General features: G+C 70.9%; 19 protein-coding genes. 10 read left to right on the forward strand and 9 right to left on the reverse strand.

Annotated features, from left to right (window positions below; translation table 11 throughout):
- Positions 1-57: 57 nt before the first annotated feature.
- Positions 58-1,416: a glycoside hydrolase family 16 protein gene (locus GTY96_RS23960; protein WP_161665926.1), complete on the reverse strand. Its 1,359-nt coding sequence runs from the start codon at positions 1,414-1,416 to the stop codon at positions 58-60.
- 161 nt (positions 1,417-1,577) lie between these two features.
- Between GTY96_RS23960 and GTY96_RS23965 the strand changes: the two genes are divergently transcribed.
- The 3 genes from GTY96_RS23965 to GTY96_RS23975 are packed head-to-tail and all read left to right on the forward strand — an operon-like array spanning position 1,578 to position 5,325.
- Complete coding sequence (locus GTY96_RS23965; protein WP_161665927.1) at positions 1,578-2,618, forward strand: ABC transporter substrate-binding protein; 1,041 nt, start codon at positions 1,578-1,580, stop codon at positions 2,616-2,618.
- Positions 2,615-4,285, forward strand: a complete 1,671-nt coding sequence (locus GTY96_RS23970; protein ID WP_161665928.1) for an ABC transporter permease — start codon at positions 2,615-2,617, stop codon at positions 4,283-4,285. The genes GTY96_RS23965 and GTY96_RS23970 overlap by 4 nt, the downstream gene beginning before the upstream one ends.
- Positions 4,285-5,325 (forward strand): ABC transporter ATP-binding protein, encoded by a 1,041-nt coding sequence (locus GTY96_RS23975; protein WP_201756334.1) that lies wholly within the window; start codon positions 4,285-4,287, stop codon positions 5,323-5,325. The genes GTY96_RS23970 and GTY96_RS23975 overlap by 1 nt, the downstream gene beginning before the upstream one ends.
- A gap of 3 nt (positions 5,326-5,328) precedes the next feature.
- Here the strand turns inward: GTY96_RS23975 and GTY96_RS23980 are convergent, their stop codons facing one another.
- Positions 5,329-5,940, reverse strand: a complete 612-nt coding sequence (locus tag GTY96_RS23980) for a pyridoxamine 5'-phosphate oxidase family protein (RefSeq protein WP_143905067.1) — start codon at positions 5,938-5,940, stop codon at positions 5,329-5,331.
- Positions 5,941-6,060: 120 nt separating this feature from the next.
- Here GTY96_RS23980 and GTY96_RS23985 point away from each other — a divergent pair, with 120 nt between their 5' ends.
- Together GTY96_RS23985 and GTY96_RS23990 are read left to right on the forward strand one after the other, a co-directional pair.
- On the forward strand, positions 6,061-6,522 hold the full coding sequence (locus GTY96_RS23985) for a carboxymuconolactone decarboxylase family protein (RefSeq protein ID WP_143905068.1): 462 nt from the start codon (positions 6,061-6,063) through the stop codon (positions 6,520-6,522).
- On the forward strand, positions 6,509-7,387 hold the full coding sequence (locus tag GTY96_RS23990) for a sigma-70 family RNA polymerase sigma factor (RefSeq protein ID WP_143905069.1): 879 nt from the start codon (positions 6,509-6,511) through the stop codon (positions 7,385-7,387). Before GTY96_RS23985 ends, GTY96_RS23990 begins: the two co-directional genes overlap by 14 nt.
- Positions 7,388-7,390: 3 nt before the next feature.
- On the opposite strand, the gene GTY96_RS23995 is transcribed toward GTY96_RS23990, so the two are convergent.
- Positions 7,391-8,284 (reverse strand): LysR substrate-binding domain-containing protein, encoded by an 894-nt coding sequence (locus tag GTY96_RS23995; RefSeq protein ID WP_161665930.1) that lies wholly within the window; start codon positions 8,282-8,284, stop codon positions 7,391-7,393.
- A gap of 77 nt (positions 8,285-8,361) precedes the next feature.
- Between GTY96_RS23995 and GTY96_RS24000 the strand changes: the two genes are divergently transcribed.
- A complete protein-coding gene (locus GTY96_RS24000; RefSeq protein WP_161665931.1) occupies positions 8,362-9,582 on the forward strand; it encodes an MFS transporter in 1,221 nt (406 codons plus the stop codon).
- 12 nt (positions 9,583-9,594) lie between these two features.
- On the opposite strand, the gene GTY96_RS24005 is transcribed toward GTY96_RS24000, so the two are convergent.
- A complete protein-coding gene (locus tag GTY96_RS24005; protein ID WP_143905072.1) occupies positions 9,595-10,506 on the reverse strand; it encodes a LysR family transcriptional regulator in 912 nt (303 codons plus the stop codon).
- A gap of 125 nt (positions 10,507-10,631) precedes the next feature.
- Here GTY96_RS24005 and GTY96_RS24010 point away from each other — a divergent pair, with 125 nt between their 5' ends.
- Positions 10,632-11,645, forward strand: coding sequence for a zinc-dependent alcohol dehydrogenase family protein (locus GTY96_RS24010; RefSeq protein WP_161665932.1), 1,014 nt, complete (start codon positions 10,632-10,634; stop codon positions 11,643-11,645).
- 34 nt (positions 11,646-11,679) lie between these two features.
- On the forward strand, positions 11,680-12,645 hold the full coding sequence (locus GTY96_RS24015; protein ID WP_161665933.1) for a class I SAM-dependent methyltransferase: 966 nt from the start codon (positions 11,680-11,682) through the stop codon (positions 12,643-12,645).
- Position 12,646: 1 nt separating this feature from the next.
- On the opposite strand, the gene GTY96_RS24020 is transcribed toward GTY96_RS24015, so the two are convergent.
- From GTY96_RS24020 to GTY96_RS24035, 4 genes are all read right to left on the reverse strand, one after another.
- Entirely contained in the window at positions 12,647-13,165 is a 519-nt protein-coding gene (locus tag GTY96_RS24020) for a hypothetical protein (protein ID WP_161665934.1), read from the reverse strand.
- Positions 13,166-13,193: 28 nt separating this feature from the next.
- A complete protein-coding gene (locus GTY96_RS24025) occupies positions 13,194-13,655 on the reverse strand; it encodes a hypothetical protein (protein ID WP_161665935.1) in 462 nt (153 codons plus the stop codon).
- Positions 13,656-13,717: 62 nt separating this feature from the next.
- Positions 13,718-14,176, reverse strand: a complete 459-nt coding sequence (locus tag GTY96_RS24030; RefSeq protein ID WP_161665936.1) for a YdeI/OmpD-associated family protein — start codon at positions 14,174-14,176, stop codon at positions 13,718-13,720.
- Between the two features lie 14 nt (positions 14,177-14,190).
- A complete protein-coding gene (locus tag GTY96_RS24035) occupies positions 14,191-14,871 on the reverse strand; it encodes a class I SAM-dependent methyltransferase (protein WP_328700984.1) in 681 nt (226 codons plus the stop codon).
- A 271-nt stretch (positions 14,872-15,142) separates the two neighbouring features.
- On the opposite strand from GTY96_RS24035, the gene GTY96_RS38340 reads away from it, so the two are divergent.
- Both GTY96_RS38340 and GTY96_RS37790 read left to right on the forward strand, forming a co-directional pair.
- Positions 15,143-15,274, forward strand: coding sequence for a hypothetical protein (locus GTY96_RS38340; protein WP_268903971.1), 132 nt, complete (start codon positions 15,143-15,145; stop codon positions 15,272-15,274).
- Between the two features lie 3 nt (positions 15,275-15,277).
- On the forward strand, positions 15,278-15,565 hold the full coding sequence (locus GTY96_RS37790) for a hypothetical protein (protein WP_235685814.1): 288 nt from the start codon (positions 15,278-15,280) through the stop codon (positions 15,563-15,565).
- 138 nt (positions 15,566-15,703) lie between these two features.
- On the opposite strand, the gene GTY96_RS24045 is transcribed toward GTY96_RS37790, so the two are convergent.
- Positions 15,704-19,081: an ATP-binding protein gene (locus tag GTY96_RS24045; protein WP_161665938.1), complete on the reverse strand. Its 3,378-nt coding sequence runs from the start codon at positions 19,079-19,081 to the stop codon at positions 15,704-15,706.
- Positions 19,082-19,257: the final 176 nt, after the last annotated feature.

Raw genomic sequence — 19,257 nt, forward strand, 5'->3', positions numbered from 1 at the left:
GCCTCGAAGCCGCGCGCGCCGGTTGCGCCTCCGGCGCGCGCGGATGGGATGCGACGCCTACAGCTTGATCAGCTCCACGTCATCCATGTGGATGAAGCTGGAGGCGTCGTGGACGGTCGCCTTGCTGTGCAAGCCGAACTCCAGGTAGCCGTTGTCCGGGACGGTGACGGCGGGCGTCTCCACCAGCGTGTAGTTGCCGTACGTGCCCAGGTTGGTGATGGCCGCCGCGCACGAGCCGCAGGTCTTCACCTGGAAGCGCGCGAAGTCGAAGGTGCCGCCCTTGCGGAACCACGCGCGCAGCTTGTAGGAGCCCGCCGCGAGCCCGGACTTCGTCTGGTACGTCCAGGCCTCGAAGGGGGAGCTCGCCGTCCAGTGCGTCAGGTGGTAGCTGCCCGAGTGCCCGCCGTTGTACGTCTCCGAGTACGCCGCCGCGCCCGTGCCGTCCGGGCTCCAGGTCGCCCAGCCCGTCATGCCCTGCTCGAAGCCGGCGTTGGTCAGGCCCAGCGACTGGGCGCCGCCGGGCTGGTACCAGCGCACCCACTCCACCTCCATCGTCTTGCGCGCGCCCCAGGGCAGGTCGATGGCGTCCGGCGACGGGTTGCCGTACCAGACGCCGCCCAGCGCGAGGTTGAGGATGAGGAAGTGCGGCTGCTGGAACTCCGTCTCGTTGTGGTTGAAGGTCGCCGTAGAGACGAAGTCGCGGTCCAGGCGGAACACCATGGTGTTCGCGTTCCACTCCACCTCATACGTGTGGAAGTCCTGCGACAGGTCCACGCCACGGCTCGCGCCCGTGCCCCAGTCCGCGTTGCCGCCGTTGTACCAATGCAGCGCGGACTTCATCCACGTGGGCTCCGTGGACTTCCACTCCAGGATGTCGATCTCCCCGGCGCCCGGCCAGCCCGCGCTGGTGAGGTTGGAGCCCAGCGTCCAGAACGCCGGCCACATGCCGTAGCCCGGCGGAACCTTGATGCTCGCGACGATCCTTCCGTAGCGCCCCTCCACCTTGCCCTTGGTGTGGATGCGGCCGGAATAGAACGACCGGTAGTTGCCCGGGCAGTGCGAGTCCGTGGGGTTGTCCCCCGTGCGCTCCGCCGTGATGATCAACTTGCCGTTGCTCACCGACACGTTCTGCGCACGCGGGAACTCCAGCTCGCCCGTGCCGAAGTTGCAGTTGTTGAGCAGCGGATCCCAGTTGCTCGTGAGCACCGTCCACGCACCCGTGTTCAACGACGTGCCCGTGAAGTCGTCCTGCCAGGACAACGTCCACCCCGCGCCCGGATCGTAGGCGCGCTCGCCCTGCTGCGTCCGGCCGTAGGCCTCCGCCTCCACGGGCGTGGCCTCCGGCTCCGGCGAACAGCCAGAGAGGAGGGTGAGGAGTCCTGTGGTGATCAGGCCAGCGCGTAGGGGGCGGTGCATGAGTGCTCCGGGTTGGGGGAGCATCCATTTTGCCTGTTTTGGCTTGATTTTCCAGGAAGACACGGAGGCGATTGTTTCAGCACCGTGTCGGCCCGAGCGCGGGGGCTCCCGATGCGCGGTGGGTGTGCGAGGAGCGCATGTGCCGCATAATCGACACCCGCATGCGCATCCCCCTCCTCCGCGTGGGCTCCGTCCTCGCGCTGCTCCTCCTGGCCGCGTGCCGCATCGAATCCGCCGCGCCATCGGGCGGTGTCGCCATGGCGCAGGCCGCGACGCCTTCGGGCGAGGTGTGGGTCTACACGTCGATGTACCGGCACGTGCTGGATGCGATGGAGCCGCTGTTGAAGGAGCGGCTGCCCGGCATCCAGGTGCACTGGTACCAGGCGGGCAGTGAGAAGGTGGCCAGCCGCCTGGAGGCGGAGCGGGCCGCGGGGGCGGTGCGCGCGGATCTGCTGATGACGTCGGATCCCTTCCTGTACGAGCGGCTGGCGAGGGACGGCGCCTTCCTGCGCTATGCCTCCGTGAACGCGCTGCGGGTCCCTCGCTCGCTGATGGACCTGGATGCGAGGTACGCGGCGGTGCGGCTGTCCACCATGGTGTTGGTGCACCGCGTGGGCGCGGGGACGGCGCCGAGGTCCTTCGCCGCGCTGACGGATGGCAGCTGGACGGGGAAGGTGGCCATCGGGGATCCGCTCACGTCGGGCACGGCGTTCACCTGGGCGGTGTTCCTGCGGGCCCAGCACGGCGATGCGTACTTCGCGGGCCTGAGGGCGAGGGGCGCGGTGGTGGCCGGAGGCAACGCGGCGGTGCTTCAGAAGGTGGAGAGCGGAGAGGCGGACGCGGGCGTGTTGCTGCTGGAGAACGCGCTGGCGGCGAAGGCGAAGGGGAGCCCCATCGAGGTCGTCTGGCCGGAGGACGGCGCGGTCGTCATCCCTGGCCCCGTGGCGGTGTTCGCGTCGACGCGCAACCCGGTGGCGGCGAAGGCGCTGGTGGACGTGCTGCTGTCGCCGGAGGGGCAGCGCATCATCGTGGAGACGGGCGACATGAACGCGGTGGATCCGCGGCTGGACGGACCGCGTGGCGGGCCCGGTGTGGAGGGCCTGCTGGGCCGCGCGCGGGCGTGGACCCCGGTGCTGCTGGAGCAGGGACTGCTGCACGGTGGTGACATCAAGGAAGCCTTCAGCCGGGCCTTCGCGCGATGACGGGACGCGGCTGGGGGCGGTGGCTCGCGCTGTCTGTCTGGGCCGTTCCGCTGCTGCTCTTCGCGGGGGGGCCGGTCGCGGCGCTGTTGGCTCGGGGTGTGGGGGCGGCGACGGGTGGAATGGGAGGGATGGTCGCGGCGGAGTCCCTGGCGCTGGTGAACACGCTGGGCATCTCGCTGGGCGCGACGGCGTGGGCGCTGGGCCTGGGGGCCCCGCTGGCCTTCCTCCTGTTCCGCACGGACCTGCCCCTTCGCGGCGCGTTCACGGTGCTCTTCACGTTGCCCTCCGCCATCCCGGCGTTCATCTGGGGCATGGGGTGGCTGTCACTCGCGAGCCCGCGCGCGGGCTACCTGAACCGGCTGCTGGGCGCGGATGTGTTCGATGTCTATGGCGCGGGCGGCATCGCGTTCGTGGAGGGACTCTCGGGGCTGCCGCTCGTGCTGCTCGCGGGCGCCGCGGCGCTGAGGCGCGTGGATCCCTCGCTGGAGGAGGCTGCCCGCGTGTCCGGCGCGACGCCGCTTCGCGCGCTGGTGAGCACCACGCTCCCCCTGGTCCTGCCGTCGCTGCTCTCGGGAGCGGTGATGGTGTTCCTCATGGCCGCGTCCTCCTTTGGCGTGCCGTACCTGCTCGGCGTTTCGGCGTCGCCGCCCACGCGCGTCCTCACCACGCGCATCTATGAGCTGGTGCTCCTGGGCAGCGAGGAGGGCCTGCCTCGCGCGTCCGTGCTCGCGTCGTTCCTGTTGCTGCTGACGCCGCTGGCGCTGGGCCTCACGTGGGCGCTGGGCCGGAGCGGCCGGGTGCGGTTGAGCGCGGGCAAGGGCGTGTCTCCGCGCGCGCTGGCGCTGGGGGCATGGCGGCGCTGGGCGCTCCTGGGCGTGGGCGCATTGGGGGGCGCGCTGGTGGTGCTGCCGTTGGCCGCCATCCTGCTCACCTCGCTGCAACGCAGCTTTGGCGCCTCGCTGGCCTGGGACACGCTGACCTTGTCTCACTGGTCCGGTGTGCTGTGGGACGCGCGCACCTTGCGCGCCACGGGGCGCAGCGTGCTGCTCGCGGCGGGGGCGGGGGGACTCATCGTGGGGTTGGGGCTCGCGGGGGCGCTGCTGCGGCGGTCCTTCCGGAGGGGCGGCGCGGTGGTGGAGGCGATGGCCGTGTGGCCCTACGCGGTGCCGGGCACGGTGCTGGCGCTGGCGCTGCTGGTGGCGTTCTCGCGGGACTGGCGGCTGGTGGTGCTGGAGCGGGTGGCGTTCGTGCTGGCCCTGGCGAACACCCCGTGGCTGTTGCTCGTGGGCTACGTGGGCAAGTACCTGGCCCTGGGCGAGCGCAACGGCACCGAGGCCCTGGCTCAGGTGGACCCCTCCCTGGCGGAGGCGGCGCGGGTGGGCGGCGCGGGGCCGACGCGGGCGTTCCTGGACGCGACGTTGCCGCTGCTCCGGCCCGCGCTCACGGTGGCGTTCGTGCTGGCGTTCCTCGCGTGCGCCACGGAGATCACCCTGTCGGTGCTGCTGGTGCCCGCGGGCTCCGAGGTGCTGGGCACGCTGCTGTTCGAGTTGCAGAGCTACGCGGATCCCGCCGCCGCGGCGGTGCTGGCGTGCGCGTTCGTGGTGCTGGTGGTGGCGGGACAGGCCGTGCTCGCGTGGGCGCGGCGCCGCGTGCCGGAGGTGCGGTGATGGCGGCCATCGTCCTGGAGGAGCTGGTCAAGGCGTACGGCGGGCCCCCCGTGGTGCGGGGCTTGAGCCTGACGGTCGGGCAGGGCGAGCTGGTCTCCCTGCTGGGCCCCTCGGGGTGCGGGAAGACGACGACGCTGCGGATGCTCGCCGGGCTGGAGCATCCGGACGCCGGCACCATCCGCCTGGGTGACGAGCTGGTGGCCGGCCCCGGCGTGCGTGTTCCCCCCGAGCGTCGCGGCCTGGGCATGGTGTTCCAGAGCTACGCCATCTGGCCTCACCGCAGCGTGGAAGCGAACGTCGCCTATCCCCTGGTGCTTCGGAAGGTGCCCCGGCACGAGGTGGCGGCGCGCGTGCGCGAAGCCCTCCGGTGGGTGCGGCTGGAGGCGTTCGCGGCGCGCATGCCGCATGAGCTGTCCGGCGGACAGTTGCAGCGCGTGGCGCTCGCGCGGGCGCTGGTCGCGGACCCGCGCGTGCTGCTGCTGGATGAGCCCCTGTCGAACCTGGACGTGGCACTGCGCGAGGAGTTGCGCGCCGAGATCGCCGCGCTGCGCGCCCGACTGGGGACGACGCTCGTCTTCGTCACGCACGACCAGGGCGAGGCCCTGGCTTTGTCGGACCGCATCGCGGTGATGAACCGCGGCGTCATCGAACAGGTGGACACGCCGGAGCGGCTGTATCGCCAGCCGGCGACTCCCTTCGTCGCGGGCTTCGTCGGGGGCGCGAACGTGCTGCGGGGTGACACTCGCGCCGGGGTCTTTCACTGCGCGGGGGCGGAGGTCTCGTTCGAGCTGCCCACGGAAGTGGGGGCGCGCTCCGGGCCTGGGACGTTGGTGGTGCGGCCGGAGGACCTGGAGTTGGGGGAGTCCGGCACGCCGCTCGTCCTCTCCGCGCGTCTGTTCCTGGGGCACTCGGCGGAGTACCGCTTCCCGGTGGGGGATGCGTTCCTGCGCGTCGTCGGTCCCGCGCTGGACGGCGTGCGCGCCGGGCAACCGCTGAGGGTGCGCGTGCGCAAGGCCACCCTCTTCGACGCCAGCGCTTGAGGCTCAGTACAGCGTCGACTTCACGCGCTTCGGGAGCTCGCGGTCGTACTCGTCGCCGTCGAAGGTGTCCTCGCTGAGGGCCGCGAGGATGGCTCCGTTGCTCGGGAGTTCGTGGCGGGCCACGTGCCGGGCCGGATTCCAGAGCTCGGAGCGGATCAGCGCGCGACTGCACTGGAAGAAGACGGCCTCCACCGTGACGCGCAGCACGGAGCGTGGCTGCTTTCCCTCGAAGGTGAAGCGCTCCAGCATCGACGGTTCGATGACGATGCTCGCCCGGCCGTTGACGCGCAGGGTTTCGTTGACGCCGGGGACGAAGAAGAGCAACGCGACGTGCGGATTCGTCAGGATGTTGCGCAACGAGTCGGCGCGGTTGTTGCCGCGCCGGTCGGGGAGCAGCAGCGTGTGCACGTCGTCGATGACGACGAAGCCCGCGGGGTCGCCCCGGGGGGACACGTCCAGGCCGTCCGGCCCTGACGTGGCGAGCACCGCGAACGGCGAGCGTTCAATGAAGGGCCGGTACGCCGGGTGGAGGTGGTCCACCTCCTTGAGGACGGAGGGCCTTGTGGGAAACCCGTACAGGCCTTCAAGCGTCTCCACATCCGTCACCGTCTTCATCGGGTGCGCCTCCTGAGGAGCATTTTCACTTTTTGAAGGGCGATGTCACACGCCGCCCCCGCCGCGTCGTCCTGGGGGTGGAGCAGGCGATTCCCCCTGCTCGGAAAAGAGGAGCCACCCATGAAGGTCAGGATGAATCCCATGGCGGTCGCGCCGGAGGCGTTGAAGGTCATGCTCGAGTTCAGCGAGAAGGTCGCTGGACTGGGGCTGGAGTCGCGCCTCATGGAGTTGGTCAAGATCCGCGCCTCGCAGCTCAACGGCTGCGCCTACTGCATCCACATGCACACCCGTGACGCCCGGGCGCGCGGGGAGACCGAGGAGCGCATCTACCTGCTGGACGCCTGGCGCGAGTCGCCGCTCTACACCGAGCGCGAGCGGGCGGCGCTGGGCTGGACCGAGGCCCTGACGCTCGTTTCCCAGACGCACGCGCCGGACGCCGACTACGCTGCGCTCAAGCCGCACTTCACCGAAGAGGAGATCGTGAAGCTCACCCTGCTGATTGGACAGATCAACACCTGGAACCGGATCGCCATCGGCTTCCGTGCCCTGCACCCGGTGGCCACGCGCAGTGAAGCCGCCTGACGCGAGCCCCGCGGACGCCTTCGACCCGCTCCGCCCCCGCCTGCTCCGCATCGCGTACCGGATGCTGGGCATCGTCGCGGAGGCGGAGGACGTGGTCCAGGAGGCGTACCTGCGCTGGCATCAGGCGGACCGCGCCGCCGTGCGGGACGCCGAGGCCGTGCTCGTCCGCACGGTGACGCGCCTGTGCCTTGACGTCCTGAAGTCCGCGCGCGTCCGGCGCGAGGAGTACGTGGGCACCTGGCTGCCAGAGCCCATCATCGAGACAGTGGAGGGTGACGACTTGACGCTGACCCTGATGATGGCCCTGGAGCGCCTGTCCCCGCTGGAGCGCGCCGCGTTCCTCCTGCACGACGTGTTCGGCATGGACTTCGAGGAGGTGGCGAAGGCCATCGACCGGGACCCCGCGGCCTGCCGCCAGCTCGCCAGCCGGGCGCGGACCCACGTGCGCGAGGCCCGGCCGCGCTTCCCCGTGACGGAGGGCCAGGGCCGGGAGCTGGCCTCGGCGTTCTATGCCGCGTCCCGGAGCGGCGACACGCACGCGCTCCAGGCGCTGCTCGCCCAGGATGTCGTCGTGTACTCCGACAGCGGCGGCAAGGCGAAGGCGGCCCTCAACCCCATCCATGGCATGGAGAAGAGCGTGCGCCTGTTCGAGGGGCTGGTGCGCCGCACGGGCGTGAACGCGTCCCGGCTCATCCACGAGGGCGTCATCGACGGCCTGCCTGCGTTCGTCACGTTGGAAGCGGACGGCGTCTTCCAGACGACGGCGTTCGGAATCGAGGACGGCCGCATCGTGGCCATCTACATCACGCGCAATCCGGACAAGCTGTCGAACATCCGGCGCGCGGTGGGCGAGGACGTGTCGTAGCGCTCAGCGCGCGGCGAACGATTCGCGCGCGAACTCGACGAACCGGAGCAGGGCGGGCGTGCCGCCCGACTTCCTCCACGCGATGACGGTGTCCGTCACCGGCGCATCGGCTGGCAGGTCGATGAACACCACGCCGGAGTGGTGTTCGGTGTCGGGCGTGTGCGGCAGGGGCGCGATGCCCAGGCCCGCGGAGACGAACCAGATCTTCGTCGCGACGTTCTGCACGGATTGCCGCACGGAGGGCTCGACTCCCGCGTCGCGAAGGCGCTCGAAGAACGCCGCGTAGTAGTCCGGAGGGGCCACGCCCGCCTCCACGAGGATGAGCGGTTCGCCCCGCAGCTCCGTCCAGGGGACCGACTTCCGCTTCGCGAACGGATGCCGCGAGGGCACCGCCAGCCGGAGCCGTTCCCGCCGGAGGAGCTGGAACACCACGTTCGGAGGCATCCGCTCGCGAGGACGCAGGATGCCGACGTCCAGGGTTCCCCGCTCCAGCGCCTCCAGCTGCCACGCGGAAGGGTGGTTGCTGAGCTCGATGTGGACGTCCGGCGCCTTCTTCTGGAAGGCGCGGAGCATCGCGGTGAAGCGGGGCGTCGCGAACGAGGAGATGAGCGCGAGCATCAGCGCGCCCTGTTCCCCCCGAGCCTGCCGCGCCGCGCGCTCCTGGAACCGCATGGCGCTCTCCAGCAGCTGGCGCGCCTCTGGCAGCAGGTCGCGCCCAAGCTTCGTGAGGACCACCGTGCGGCCCATCCGCTCGAAGAGCGCGCCGCCCAGCTCGGCCTCGAACTTGCGGATCTGTTGACTGAGCGGCGGCTGGGCGATGTGCAGCCGCCGCGCGGCGCGGGTGAAGCCGAGCTCCTCCGCGACCGCGACGAAGTACCGCAGGTGGCGAAGCTCCATGGTCCATACCCTCCAGGTCTGGGTTCCAGACCCAGGATATATTGGAAGTATGGGTGGGGGCGCGCTAGGCATGGTGCATGGAGAGCCCGTCCAGCGCCGTCATCGCCGCCGTGCCTCACGTCCAGGCCGAGCAGATGGACCGCCGGTTGCTGTGGACGATGACCACGGCGACCGTCCTCGCGGTGGGCAACATCTATTACAGCCAGCCGTTGCTGGGCGTCATCGCGCGCACCTTCGACCGGTCCGCCTCCGCGGTGGGCTCCGTGCCCATGGTGTCGCAGCTGGGCTACGTGACGGGGCTGTTGTTCCTGACGCCGCTGGGCGACGCGCTGGAGAAGCGCCGCCTGCTGGTGACGATGCTCGGGTTCGCGGCCGTGGCGCTCTTCGCGGCGGGGCTGGCGCCGACGTTTCCGCTGTTCCTGGTCGCCTGTGTCGCCATCGGCCTGTCCTCCGTGCTGGTGCAGATCCTCATCCCCTTCGTCGCGGCGCTCAGCTCGGCGGAGGAGCGGGGCCGGAACCTGGGCCTCGTGCTCAGCGCCGCGCTGGTGGGCGTGCTGCTCTCCCGCACGCTCAGCGGCTTCGTCGCGACGCACCTGGGCTGGCGTGGGATGTACTTCGCGGCCGGCGCGACGATGCTGGGGCTGGGGATGACGCTCCGGCTGTCGCTGCCCCGCTACGAGTCCTCCACGCGGCTGACCTATCCGCGCCTGTTGCGCTCGCTGTGGGAGCTGCTGAGGGATCTTCCCGGGCTCCGGGCCATCGCGCTCACGGGGGCCCTGATGTACGCCGCGCTCTCCGCCTTCTGGGCGTCGCTGGCGTTCTTCTTGAGCAGTGACGCGTACCACCAGGGGCCCGGCACGGCTGGGATGTTCGGCCTCATCGGGACGGTGGGGGCGCTCGCCGCGAACGTGGCGGGGCGTCATGCGCAGCGCGTCGGTGCGCGAAGGATCGTCCGGGCGTGCATCCTCACGATGCTCGCGGCCTTCGGGGTCTTCGCCGCGTTCGGGACGCTGTGGGCCGGGCTGATCTCTGGCGTGGTGCTGCTGGACCTGGGGGCCCAGGCCGCCACGGTCTCCAACCAGACGGAGCTGTACCGGCTGCATCCGTCCGCGCAGACGCGCCTCAACACGCTCTACAAGATCTTCTATTTCGCGGGCGGTGCCTGCGGTTCGGCGCTCTCCGCCATCGCGTGGGACCACGCCGGCTGGTGGGGCGTGTGTGGCGTGGGCGGCGGGTTCCTGCTCCTCGCCTTCGTCTGGGAGCAGCTCCAGGCACGCCGCGTTCCCGCGCCCGTGTGAGCGCGGCGACGCTCACTTGACGAACGCTGGCAGGCCCTCCGCGAGCGCGTCGATGGCGACCCGCACGCGCACGGGGAGGTGGGGCGTCGTGGGCCAGAGCGCATGGACGTCGAAGCAGAGGCCGGGGTGGCCGGTCAGGACGCGCACCAGCTTCTTGTCGCGCACGTCATCGCGGATGAGCCAGCAGGGCAGCCACGCCAACCCCATGCCCGCGACGGCCGCGTCGGCGATGGCCTCCAGGTCGTCGAAGCGCAGGCGTGCCCGCGGGACGACCTCCACGTTCGAGCCATCTTCTTGGGGAAACAGCCAGGTGCGCGTCTTCCCGGCGCGGACGTAGGCGAGGGCTTCGTGGCGGGCCAGCGCCTCCAGCGTGCGGGGCGTGCCGTGCTTGCGCAGGTAGCTGGGGGATGCGCACACGCTCATGCGCTGGAAGCTGACGCGGCGGCTGGTGAGGCCGTCGCCCGCGACGATTCCGCGCGTCCCGCCATTGCGGATCGCGAGGTCGAAGCCGTCCTCCAGCAGGTCCACGAGGCGGTCATTGAACGACAGGTCCAGCTCGAGCTTCGGGTGCGCGCGGGCGAGGTCGCGCAGGATGGGCGCCACGCAGCGACGGCCGAAGAGGACGGGCGCGCTGACCCGCAGCCTCCCGGAGACCTCCTGCTTGCCGGACTCCAGCAGGGCCTGGCCCGCGCGCAGCTCGTTCATCGCGCGCAGGCACCGCTCGTAGAAGACCTGTCCATCCTGGGTCAGGCTCTGCGCGCGCGTGGTGCGGTGGAAGAGGCGCACGCCCAGCCGCTCTTCCAGCCGGGCCACCGTCTTGCCCACGGCGGAGCGCGACAGGTGGAGCTTCACGGCGGCGGCGGAGAAGCCTCCGGCCTCCACCGCCTCCACGAAGACGGACACACCCTGAAGGGGATCGCTCACGGTTCGTCCATTGTCGCCCTGGCGGCGACAGTGAGGGGAGTTCTTGTCGCCACCGGCGAAGGCACGTCGCCAATATCTTCCTTCGCGAACCTGCTGCAAAGGAGTGGCGCGTGGGGACTGCGACGATGAGGCGTTGGGAGCTGGATGCGCTGGGGCGCGACCGGTTGCGACCGCGGACGGTGGAGATTCCGGAACCGGGACCGGGTGAGGTGTTGGTGAAGGTGGCGGCGGTGTCGCTGAACTACCGCGACCTGCGCGTCATCGAATCCGGAATGGGCCTGCCGCTGACCTTCCCCTTCACGCCGGCCTCGGACCTGGCGGGCGTGGTGACGGCCGTGGGCTCTGGGGTGACGCGCTTCGAGGTGGGGACGCGGGTGATCTCCACGTTCTCGCCGGGGCGCCTGGATGGACCGGCCCTGGGGACGGCGCGCGTGCCTCCGTACAAGACGCTGGGCGGTGCATATCCGGGGGTCCTCGCGGAGTACGTCGCGTTTCCGGAGGACTGGTTCGTGAAGGCTCCGGCCACGCTGGACGCGGGCGAGGCCAGCACCTTGCCGTGCGCGGGGCTGACGGCGTGGACCGCGCTCGTCGAATACGGCCCGGTTCGTCCGGGGCAGACGGTGCTGGTGCAGGGCACGGGCGGCGTCGCGTTGTTCGGCTTGCAGTTGGCGCGCGCGCAGGGGGCGGAGGTCATCGTGACGTCGGGGAGCGACGAGAAGCTGGCGCGCGCGAAGGCGCTGGGCGCGACGCACGTCATCCACCGGACGCGTGAGGACTGGGTGGAGGCTGTGTACCGCCTCACCGCGGATCGGGGCGTGGACCACATCCTGGAGCTGGCGGGTGGCGCGAACCTGGGGCGCTCCATCGAAGCGGTGGCGCTGCACGGCACCATCTCCGTGATTGGCGTGTTCGAAGGCTTCTCGGTGACGGGCCCCTCCGGACCGCTCCTGCTGAAGGAGCCGACCATCCGGGGGATCAACGTGGGGCACCGGCGGGCGCAGGAGGCGCTGGTCCGCGCGGTGGACTCCATGGGGCTCAAGCCGGTCATCGACGCGCGCTATCCGTTGGAGGCGCTGCCCGCCGCCCTGGAGCACCTGGGCCGGGGGGCGTTCGGGAAGATCGTGGTGGAGTCCCCCTGAGCCACGCGCCGGACTTCTGGATAGGGTGGGGGGCATGTCGTCGCGCCCCCCTGCTGAAAGCCCCCGTCGCTTCCACTCCGAGCCCCTGGTCGTCGTGCTGCGCCACCTGGAGGCGGCGTTGGTGTCGGGCACCGCGTCCATCGAAGTGCCGGATCCGGACCTGGGCCCCGGACGCTATGCAGGAGAGCGCGTGGAGGGTGGGCTCGTGCACCGGCCGCTGCGGAGCTGGTGCGACCTGGCGGAGGGGCTGTCGTGTCGGCTGCGCACGCCACGAGGCGTGGATGCCACGCATGTGAGGCTCACGTTCGAGCCGTTGGGCGCGGAGGCCCCGTGGCACGCCGGAGGAGGGGAGCGGACGGAGTCACCGCGGGAGCGCTATGGCTCCGCGTCCGACTTCGCCCGGGTGCGGAAGTTCGAGGACGCGGGCTTCCTACTGCCGTGGCTGGACGCGGTGGGGCGGCTGGCCTTGCCACCGGGCGCGCGGGTGCTGGACCTGGGCGTCAACCGAGGAGATGAGCTGGCCGCTTTCGAGGCGGTGGAAGGCGTCCGCTTCGTGGGCGTGGACCACAGCGCGAGCGCGCTCGCGGAGGCACGGGCGGCGTTCCCGGACGCACGTCATGCCTTCGTGCAGGCGGACCTGAACGCGCTGCCCGCGGACCTGGGGCGCTTCGACGCGGTGGTGTCGGTGGGCACGCTGCAGAGCCCGGGAGTGGATGATCACGCGCTCTTGCGCAGGCTGGTGCAGGAGCACCTGGAGCCCCGGGCCTCGCTGGTGCTGGGCTTCCCCAACTCACGCTTCCGCGACGGTGAGGTCGTGTACGGCGCGCGCGTGCGCAACCTGCGCGAGCCGGACCTGTCGCTGCTGGTGAAGGACCTGTCGTTCTACCGCCGCTATCTGCACCAGCACGGCTTCCGCACGTACCTGGGAGGCAAGTACGACCTGCTGCTCACGGCGGTGCGGGGACCGGCCTCGGGACCGGACGACGACGCGGCCTCATGAGTCAGTGCAGCACACCGTCCGCGGAGAGCCCCCATCGCGGGTCGAAGCCGTCGGTGGTGTAGGTCCGAGACCCTGGGTCCTCGCACCTGAGGCCAAGATGCGAGGACCTCTTTGGATCCAGCCCCGCGAGCCGCGCTGCCTTCTCGAAGACGGCCTCGGATGACAGCGAGGGATCCTCGCGCGCGGACTGGCAGGCCTCGGTCGCCACGGCGTGCAGGCGGTACAGCCCGCGGAGTTGGGCCGTCTCCGAATGGAAGAAGAGGAACACCGGGACGGCGAGGATGAGCGAGAGCGCGGACAGGAGCCGGGCCGCCTGGAGCGAGCGCGACCGGATGGCGACCCCGGAGATCACGAGGGCCACTCCCGTGACGGAGACGAGCGGGCTGCCCTGATATCCACGCAGGGCTTGGGGGAACGGGGCGAACAACAGCGCCGCCCCCAACAACAAGAGCGGCGTCAGGAACGGCATCACTCGCCAGCGTGTCGACTTCTCCTCGCGCCGAAGCCATGTGGTGGCCATGTCTTCCGGATCCTCCAAACCGAGGCGGTCACGCGGCGGTGGGTGGGGGGACAGCGGCTCGGGCAGCGGCATCCCGCTGTGACAGCTCGTACGCGGTGATGGGGCCCAGCAAGAGGCTGAACATCCAAAGGTAGAAGCCGATCGACGGGTAGAGCAGGTTGAGGTCCTGGCCCCCGCCCTCGTTGGCGGGCACGGGATTGAAGTACCAGCTCAGCGAGGACAGTCCCAGGAGGCTCGCGGCGACGCCGGTCCAGATGGCTCCCCGGTCCTTGCCCATGAGCAGCAGGACCAGCGTGATGGCGAACAGGGGATTGGCGTACCAGCCCAGCTGGAACGTGAACGCGCCGAGCCAGCCCATGAGCAGCAGGACCGCCCCCCACATCTCCTCTTCTTTCTGACCGCCGGCGTTGAGCACCGTCATCGCGGGCGTCGCGCAGGCCAGGAGGAACAGCACGGACGCGGCCGCCGAGGCGGCGAGCCGCGTCCGCATGTGTGACGGCGTGCTTCGGACACGAGGAGCGGGCTGGGTGGGCGCCATGCGAGCGCCTGACTCTACTCCATCGCGCGGGCGCGCAGCTTCTCCAGGGCCTGGGTCAGGCGACGCGCGCGGGTCTCCTCGCGCTTCGCCTCCGTGAGCGCCTGCGCGATCTCCTTCCGGTTCGTGAAGGAGAGCTTCGTGAACACGTCCCGAAGCGCGGGCTCCGCGTCGAGCGCGCGCTGGAGGTCGTCAGGGACCTCGACCTCACGAGGCGCCGTGTCCCGTTCCAGCACGATCTTCAACATCATGCCGTCCTGGATGTCCGCGGCCTCGCGCACCTGCTTGGTGAAGCCCAGGTAGGTCTTGCCGCCGTAGACCATCAACCGGCTCCGGAAGGGATGCCCGTTGACCGTGCCGACCACGGCGGGCCGTGCCTCGCCGTAGGTCTCGCGCCCGTCGAAGGGGCATTGGACGAAGCGGCCTCCCACGTCATTGGCCACTTCGAGCTTCGCCTTGAACGTCTGGGTCGCCACGTGCGGGTCGCTCCCTACTGAGGCTTGACGAACTTCAGCGCGAACCGGTCGCTGGTGCCGCGGCGCTCGCCCGCCGCGCTCGGACTGGAGCTCCAGTCGCGCGTGTCCTCGGGGTTGCGCCAGGCGTTGCTCTCCTCCTGGAGCTGGAAGCCTGCGGCCAGCACCTCGTCGCGAACCACCTGCTCATCGATGCGGTGCAGCGTCGAGCCGTCCGTGATGCCCGAGCCCGGCTTCGCGCTCGAGTCGAGGACGACGTAGACACCGCCGGGCTTGAGCGCCTGGAACACCGCCGCGTTCATCTTCGCCCGGTCCACGCCGAGCCACGGGGTGTCGTGGTAGATGATGTTGCTCACCACCACGTCCAGGTTGCTCGCTTCGGGAGGGAACTGCGCGTCCAGCTCCTGATCCAGGCGCACCATGTTCTGGTTCACCGGCCGCGCCAGCCGCTCCTGCCACGGCTTCCCCGCGAACCGCTCCAGCACCACCTTCGGGTTCTCGCCGTACACCTTGCCCGTGGGCCCCACCGCGCGCGCCAGCAGCTCCGTGGTGTAGCCACCGCCCGCCATCAGCTCCGCCACGCGCATGCCGGGCTTCGCGCCCACGAATTCAATGAGGGCCGCGGGGTGACGGCCCGCGTCCAGCTTGCGGTCCGCCTCCGTGCGGTCCGGTGCGTCCACCAGTGCCTGCGCCGACACGGGCGCTGTCTGGGATTGAGAGGGCGACGTCGGGGTCGCCGACGTCGAGTGGGAACATCCCGTAAGCCACAGGAACGAAGCCGTCATCAGTGCGTAGCGCATGGGCGCCATATACGTCCGGCCGCCGCCTTTACTCCCGAAAAAAGCCGGGCGGCTGTCCGCTCCCGGGACGCGCCGTGCCATGAGCGGACACTGATGGCGGGGGAGACCGTGCCCTGTCCGGGCGGAGGGCCGGTGGCGCTAGAGTTGCAGCCCGACAGGAATTGATGCCATGTCCCAACTCCTCCAAGACGTCCGTCTGTCGTTGCGCCGGATGCGCCGCGAGCCCGCGTTCACGACGGTGGTCGCGGCCACGCTCGCGCTCGCCATCGGTGCCACCACGGCGATCTTCAGCCTGGTGTAGCAGGTGCTGCTCCGGCCCCTTCCGTACCCTGAACCGGAGGAGCTGGTTCACCTGTACCAGTCCACGCCCCAGCGCGAGCGGGGCGGGGTGTCCGTGTCGTACCTCCGCGCGTGGCGCGAGCACTCCAGTGCCTTCCAAGGTATCGAAGGTGTCACGGCGCTGGACTTCACGCTGACCGGTGGGGGACCGGCACAGCGCGTGCGCGCGGGGCTCACGACCCCGGGCCTCCTGCCGCCGGGCGATGGGCGTCGCGGTGGGGGCGGTGGGCCTCGCGCGGCCTGTCCGGCGTGAGCACGTTCGACGCCATGACGTTCATCGGTGTGCCGCTGTTGCTGGGCATGGTGGCCCTGCTGGCTTCCCGCCCGCCGCGCGCTGCGCGTGTCGCTGGCCATCGCGCTGCGCAGCGATGAGTGAAGCCCGGGTGCGGGCTCATGGCGCGGTGTCGTAGGCCGGGGGCGCGACCCTGGGCAGGCGGACCGTGAAGGTCGTGCCGTCCTCCGCGCTGGACGTCGCGCTCACGTGGCCTCCGTGCGCGCGCGCCACCTGCTGCACGATGTAGAGCCCCAGCCCGACGCCTCGGGAAGCCCGTCCCTGTTCGTGGGGGCCGCGCCGCATGGCCTGGAAGAGGCTGGGCAGCATGTCCGGTGGGATGGGGCGGCCCCGGTTGTGGACCTCCAGCATCAGGTCCGCGCCGTCCTCTCTCGTGGCCACGCGGACCGGGGCGTTGGGATCGCCATAGCGGAGGGCGTTGGTGACCAGGTTCTGCACCACCTGTCCCAGGCGCTCTTCGTCCCATTCGCCTCGGCCGTCGCCCTGCTGCTCCAGCACCACCTGTCGCTCCGGGAACGCCAGCTGGACCTCCTCCAGCGACTGGCGGGCGGCCTCGTGGAAGTCCATGGGCCTGCGGTGCACGGGGAGCCCTCCGCCCAGCCGTGATTGCGTCACGTCCAGCAGGTCGCGGATGAGGCGGTTCGCGCGCTCGGCGCTGCTGATGATGCGGCCCGCGTTCTTCGTCGCGCGCTCGCCCAGGTCGTCGCGCTGGAGCAGGGCGTGCGCGGACAGGAGGATGGCGTTGAGCGGGTTGCGGAGGTCGTGGCTGACGATGCCGATGAGCTGCTTTTCGAACTCCGCGCGCTCCCGTGCCTCCGCCTCGCGGCGGTGAAGCTCGGTGATGTCGCGGCTCGCCGTGGCGACGCCGATGTCCTCCCCCGTCCTGGCGTCGCGCAGCGTGAAGAGGTTGTAGTGCACGGGCACGGTGGCGCCGGTGCGGAAGTTCCGGAAGCGGAACTCTCCCTCCCAGCGTCCCTCCTCGCGCAGGCGCGGCATGATGACGTCGCGCACGAAGGGCCGGTCTTCCTCCTGGAAGTAGTCGAGCACCTGCGTCTTCCGCACGGCTTCCAGCCCGTCCAGTCCCACCATCCGCTGGCCCGCCTCGTTGACGTACACCGCGTGTCCGTCCGGGTTGGCGATGCCCATGAAGTCCGAGGACTGCTCCACCACGGCGGTCAGCTTCTCGCGCTCCTGCTCCGCCCGGCGTTGCTCCTGCCGGGCCCGCGCCGCGGCGAGGTTGCCCTCCACGCGCGCCAGCAGCTCGCGCGCGGAGAACGGCTTGACCAGGTAGTCGGTGGCGCCCATGCGCAGCCCCTCCACCGTGGCTTCCTCCCCGGCGCGCGCCGACAGGAGGATGACGGGCACGTGTTGGGTCCTCGGGGTTTCGCGCAGCTGGCGAATGAACCCGAAGCCATCCAGCCCCGGCATCATCACGTCGCTCAGGATGAGGTCCGGCACGCGGACCTGGCACGCCTCCAGCGCCTCCAGTCCGTTGTCCGCGACCGTCACCTCGAAGCGCTCCGCCAGCAGCCTGCCCACGTACGCGCGCATGTCCGCGTTGTCATCCACGAACAGGATGTGGCCGCCCGTCCTCCTCGTGGTGGGCGAGGGGACGGACGTGTCCGGTTCGGGGCGGGTCTCCGGTCCCAGCCATCCGGAGGCTTCCTCCAGGAACGCCGCCGCGGTCGTTCTCGGCGAGGCCCGCGTCGGCCCGGGCGCCTTCCCGGTTCCCAGGGAAGGATGGGGAGCTGACGCCTCGTGGGTGGGGAGCGTGACGGTGAAGGTGCTGCCCTGGCCGGAGACGCTCTCCACGTGGACGTCGCCTCCGTGCTGCCGCACCAGCTCCCGCACCAGGGCGAGTCCGATGCCGCTGCCCTCGTAGCTGCGCCCGTGCGCGCCCTCTACCCGGTGGAAGCGGTCGAAGATGCGCGGCAGCTCCTCGGGAGGGATGCCCGTGCCGGTGTCCGCCACGCGCAGCGCCACCTGGGAGCCCTCCCACCGCAGGCTCACGTGGATGCCGCCGTGGTGGGTGAACTTGAACGCGTTGGAGATGAGGTTGAGGACGATCTTCTCCCACTGCTCCGGGTCCACGCTCACGGCGTGTGGCAGCGGGGGACAGTCCACGACGAGCGACAGGCCCGCGCGCTCCACCGTGGAACGGAAGCCGCTGGCCAGCCCTCCGGTGAGCGTGGCGAGGTCCGTGGGCACCTCGCTCGTGTGGATGCGGCCCGCTTCGATGCGGGAGAAGTCCAGCAGTGTGTTGACGAGCTTGAGCAGCCGCAGGCCGTTGCGGTGCACCGTCCGCTGCCGTTCGAGCTGACGGGGCCCCAGCGGCTCCAGTGCGTCCTGGAGGCCGTCCTCCACGGGCCCCAGCATCAGCGCCAGGGGCGTGCGGAACTCGTGGCTCACATTGCTGAAGAAGTCCGTCTTCGCGCGGTCCAGCGCGGCCAGGGCTTCCGCGCGGCGGCGCTCCTCCTCGCGCGCCTGGGCGCCGGAGATCGCCGTCGTCACGCCTCGGGCCAGCAGCTCCAGGAAGCCGCGGTACTTCGCGTCGAGCGCCAGCCGGGGGCTCAGGCCCGTCACCAGGAAGCCCGCGGGCCGCGCATGGCCGGCGCGAGGCAGGGCTTGCACCCACGCGGAGGCCGTCCCCTCTGGCCACGGCCCCGCGGCCACGGTGCTCGACTCCCCGGGCAGCTTCTCCCAGAGGAAGGCGGCGCCGGTGCGGGGGACGGGGCCCAGGGGCCAGGGGAGGTCCGTCGCCGGGAGGTCTTCCGGGAGGGCGAGGGTCTCCGGGGCCAGCTCGCCGCCCCGGGCGAGTCCGCTCGTTCCCGCGAGGTGGACCGCGCCGGTGGTGTCATCCACCCGATAGAGCAGGGCGAAGGGCACGTCGTGCGGGTTGGTGGCGATGACTCGCAGCGCTTCGCGGCAGGCTTCGTCCGTGGTCGCCTGCTCCGTGGTGGTCGCGCCCAGCTCGCGCAGGGTGTCGAGCCGCCGGGTGCCCACCACTTGACCGGTGGTTTCGGTGAGCGCGGCGAAGATGCCGCCCACGCCGCCGGACTCGTCGCGCACGGGCGAGTGGCTGTAGGTGAAGTAGCACTCCTCGACGAAGCCGTTCCGGTCGAGCGGCATCATCAAGTTCTCGACGAAGATGGCCTCGCCCGTCTGGCGGATGCGCTCCCAGTCTGGGCCCAGCATGTGCCAGACCTCCGGCCAGGTGACGGCGGCCTCCTGTCCCAGGGCCGAGGGGTGCTTGGTGCGGCCGCAGATGGGGCGGTACGCGTCGTTGTAGAGCTGGACGTACTTCGGGCCCCACGCGAGGTAGAGGGGGTAGTCCGACGCGAGCAGGATGCCGATGGTGGTTCGCAGTGACTGGGGCCACGTCTCCACCGGCCCCAGGGCCGTGTTCGCCCAGTCCACCTGTCGCATCAGGGCGCCACAGGCGCCTCCGCCCCGAAGGACGTCGTCCACCGCGCTCATGCGTCTCCACGCTCGGATGCGCCTTCCCTGGTGGAAGGCCAGCCCAGGCGATGGAACTTCGTGGCTCCCGCCTGGGATGACCAGTGCCTTGGCGGGGGGCGGTTCTGAAACGTGCATCGATGAACGGCAGGTCGCCCGCCCGGGCGAAGAAGAAGGGCCGCCGCCGAGGAAGGGGG

The sequence above is a fragment of the Corallococcus silvisoli genome, assembly GCF_009909145.1.
Taxonomy (GTDB): Bacteria; Myxococcota; Myxococcia; order Myxococcales; family Myxococcaceae; genus Corallococcus; species Corallococcus silvisoli.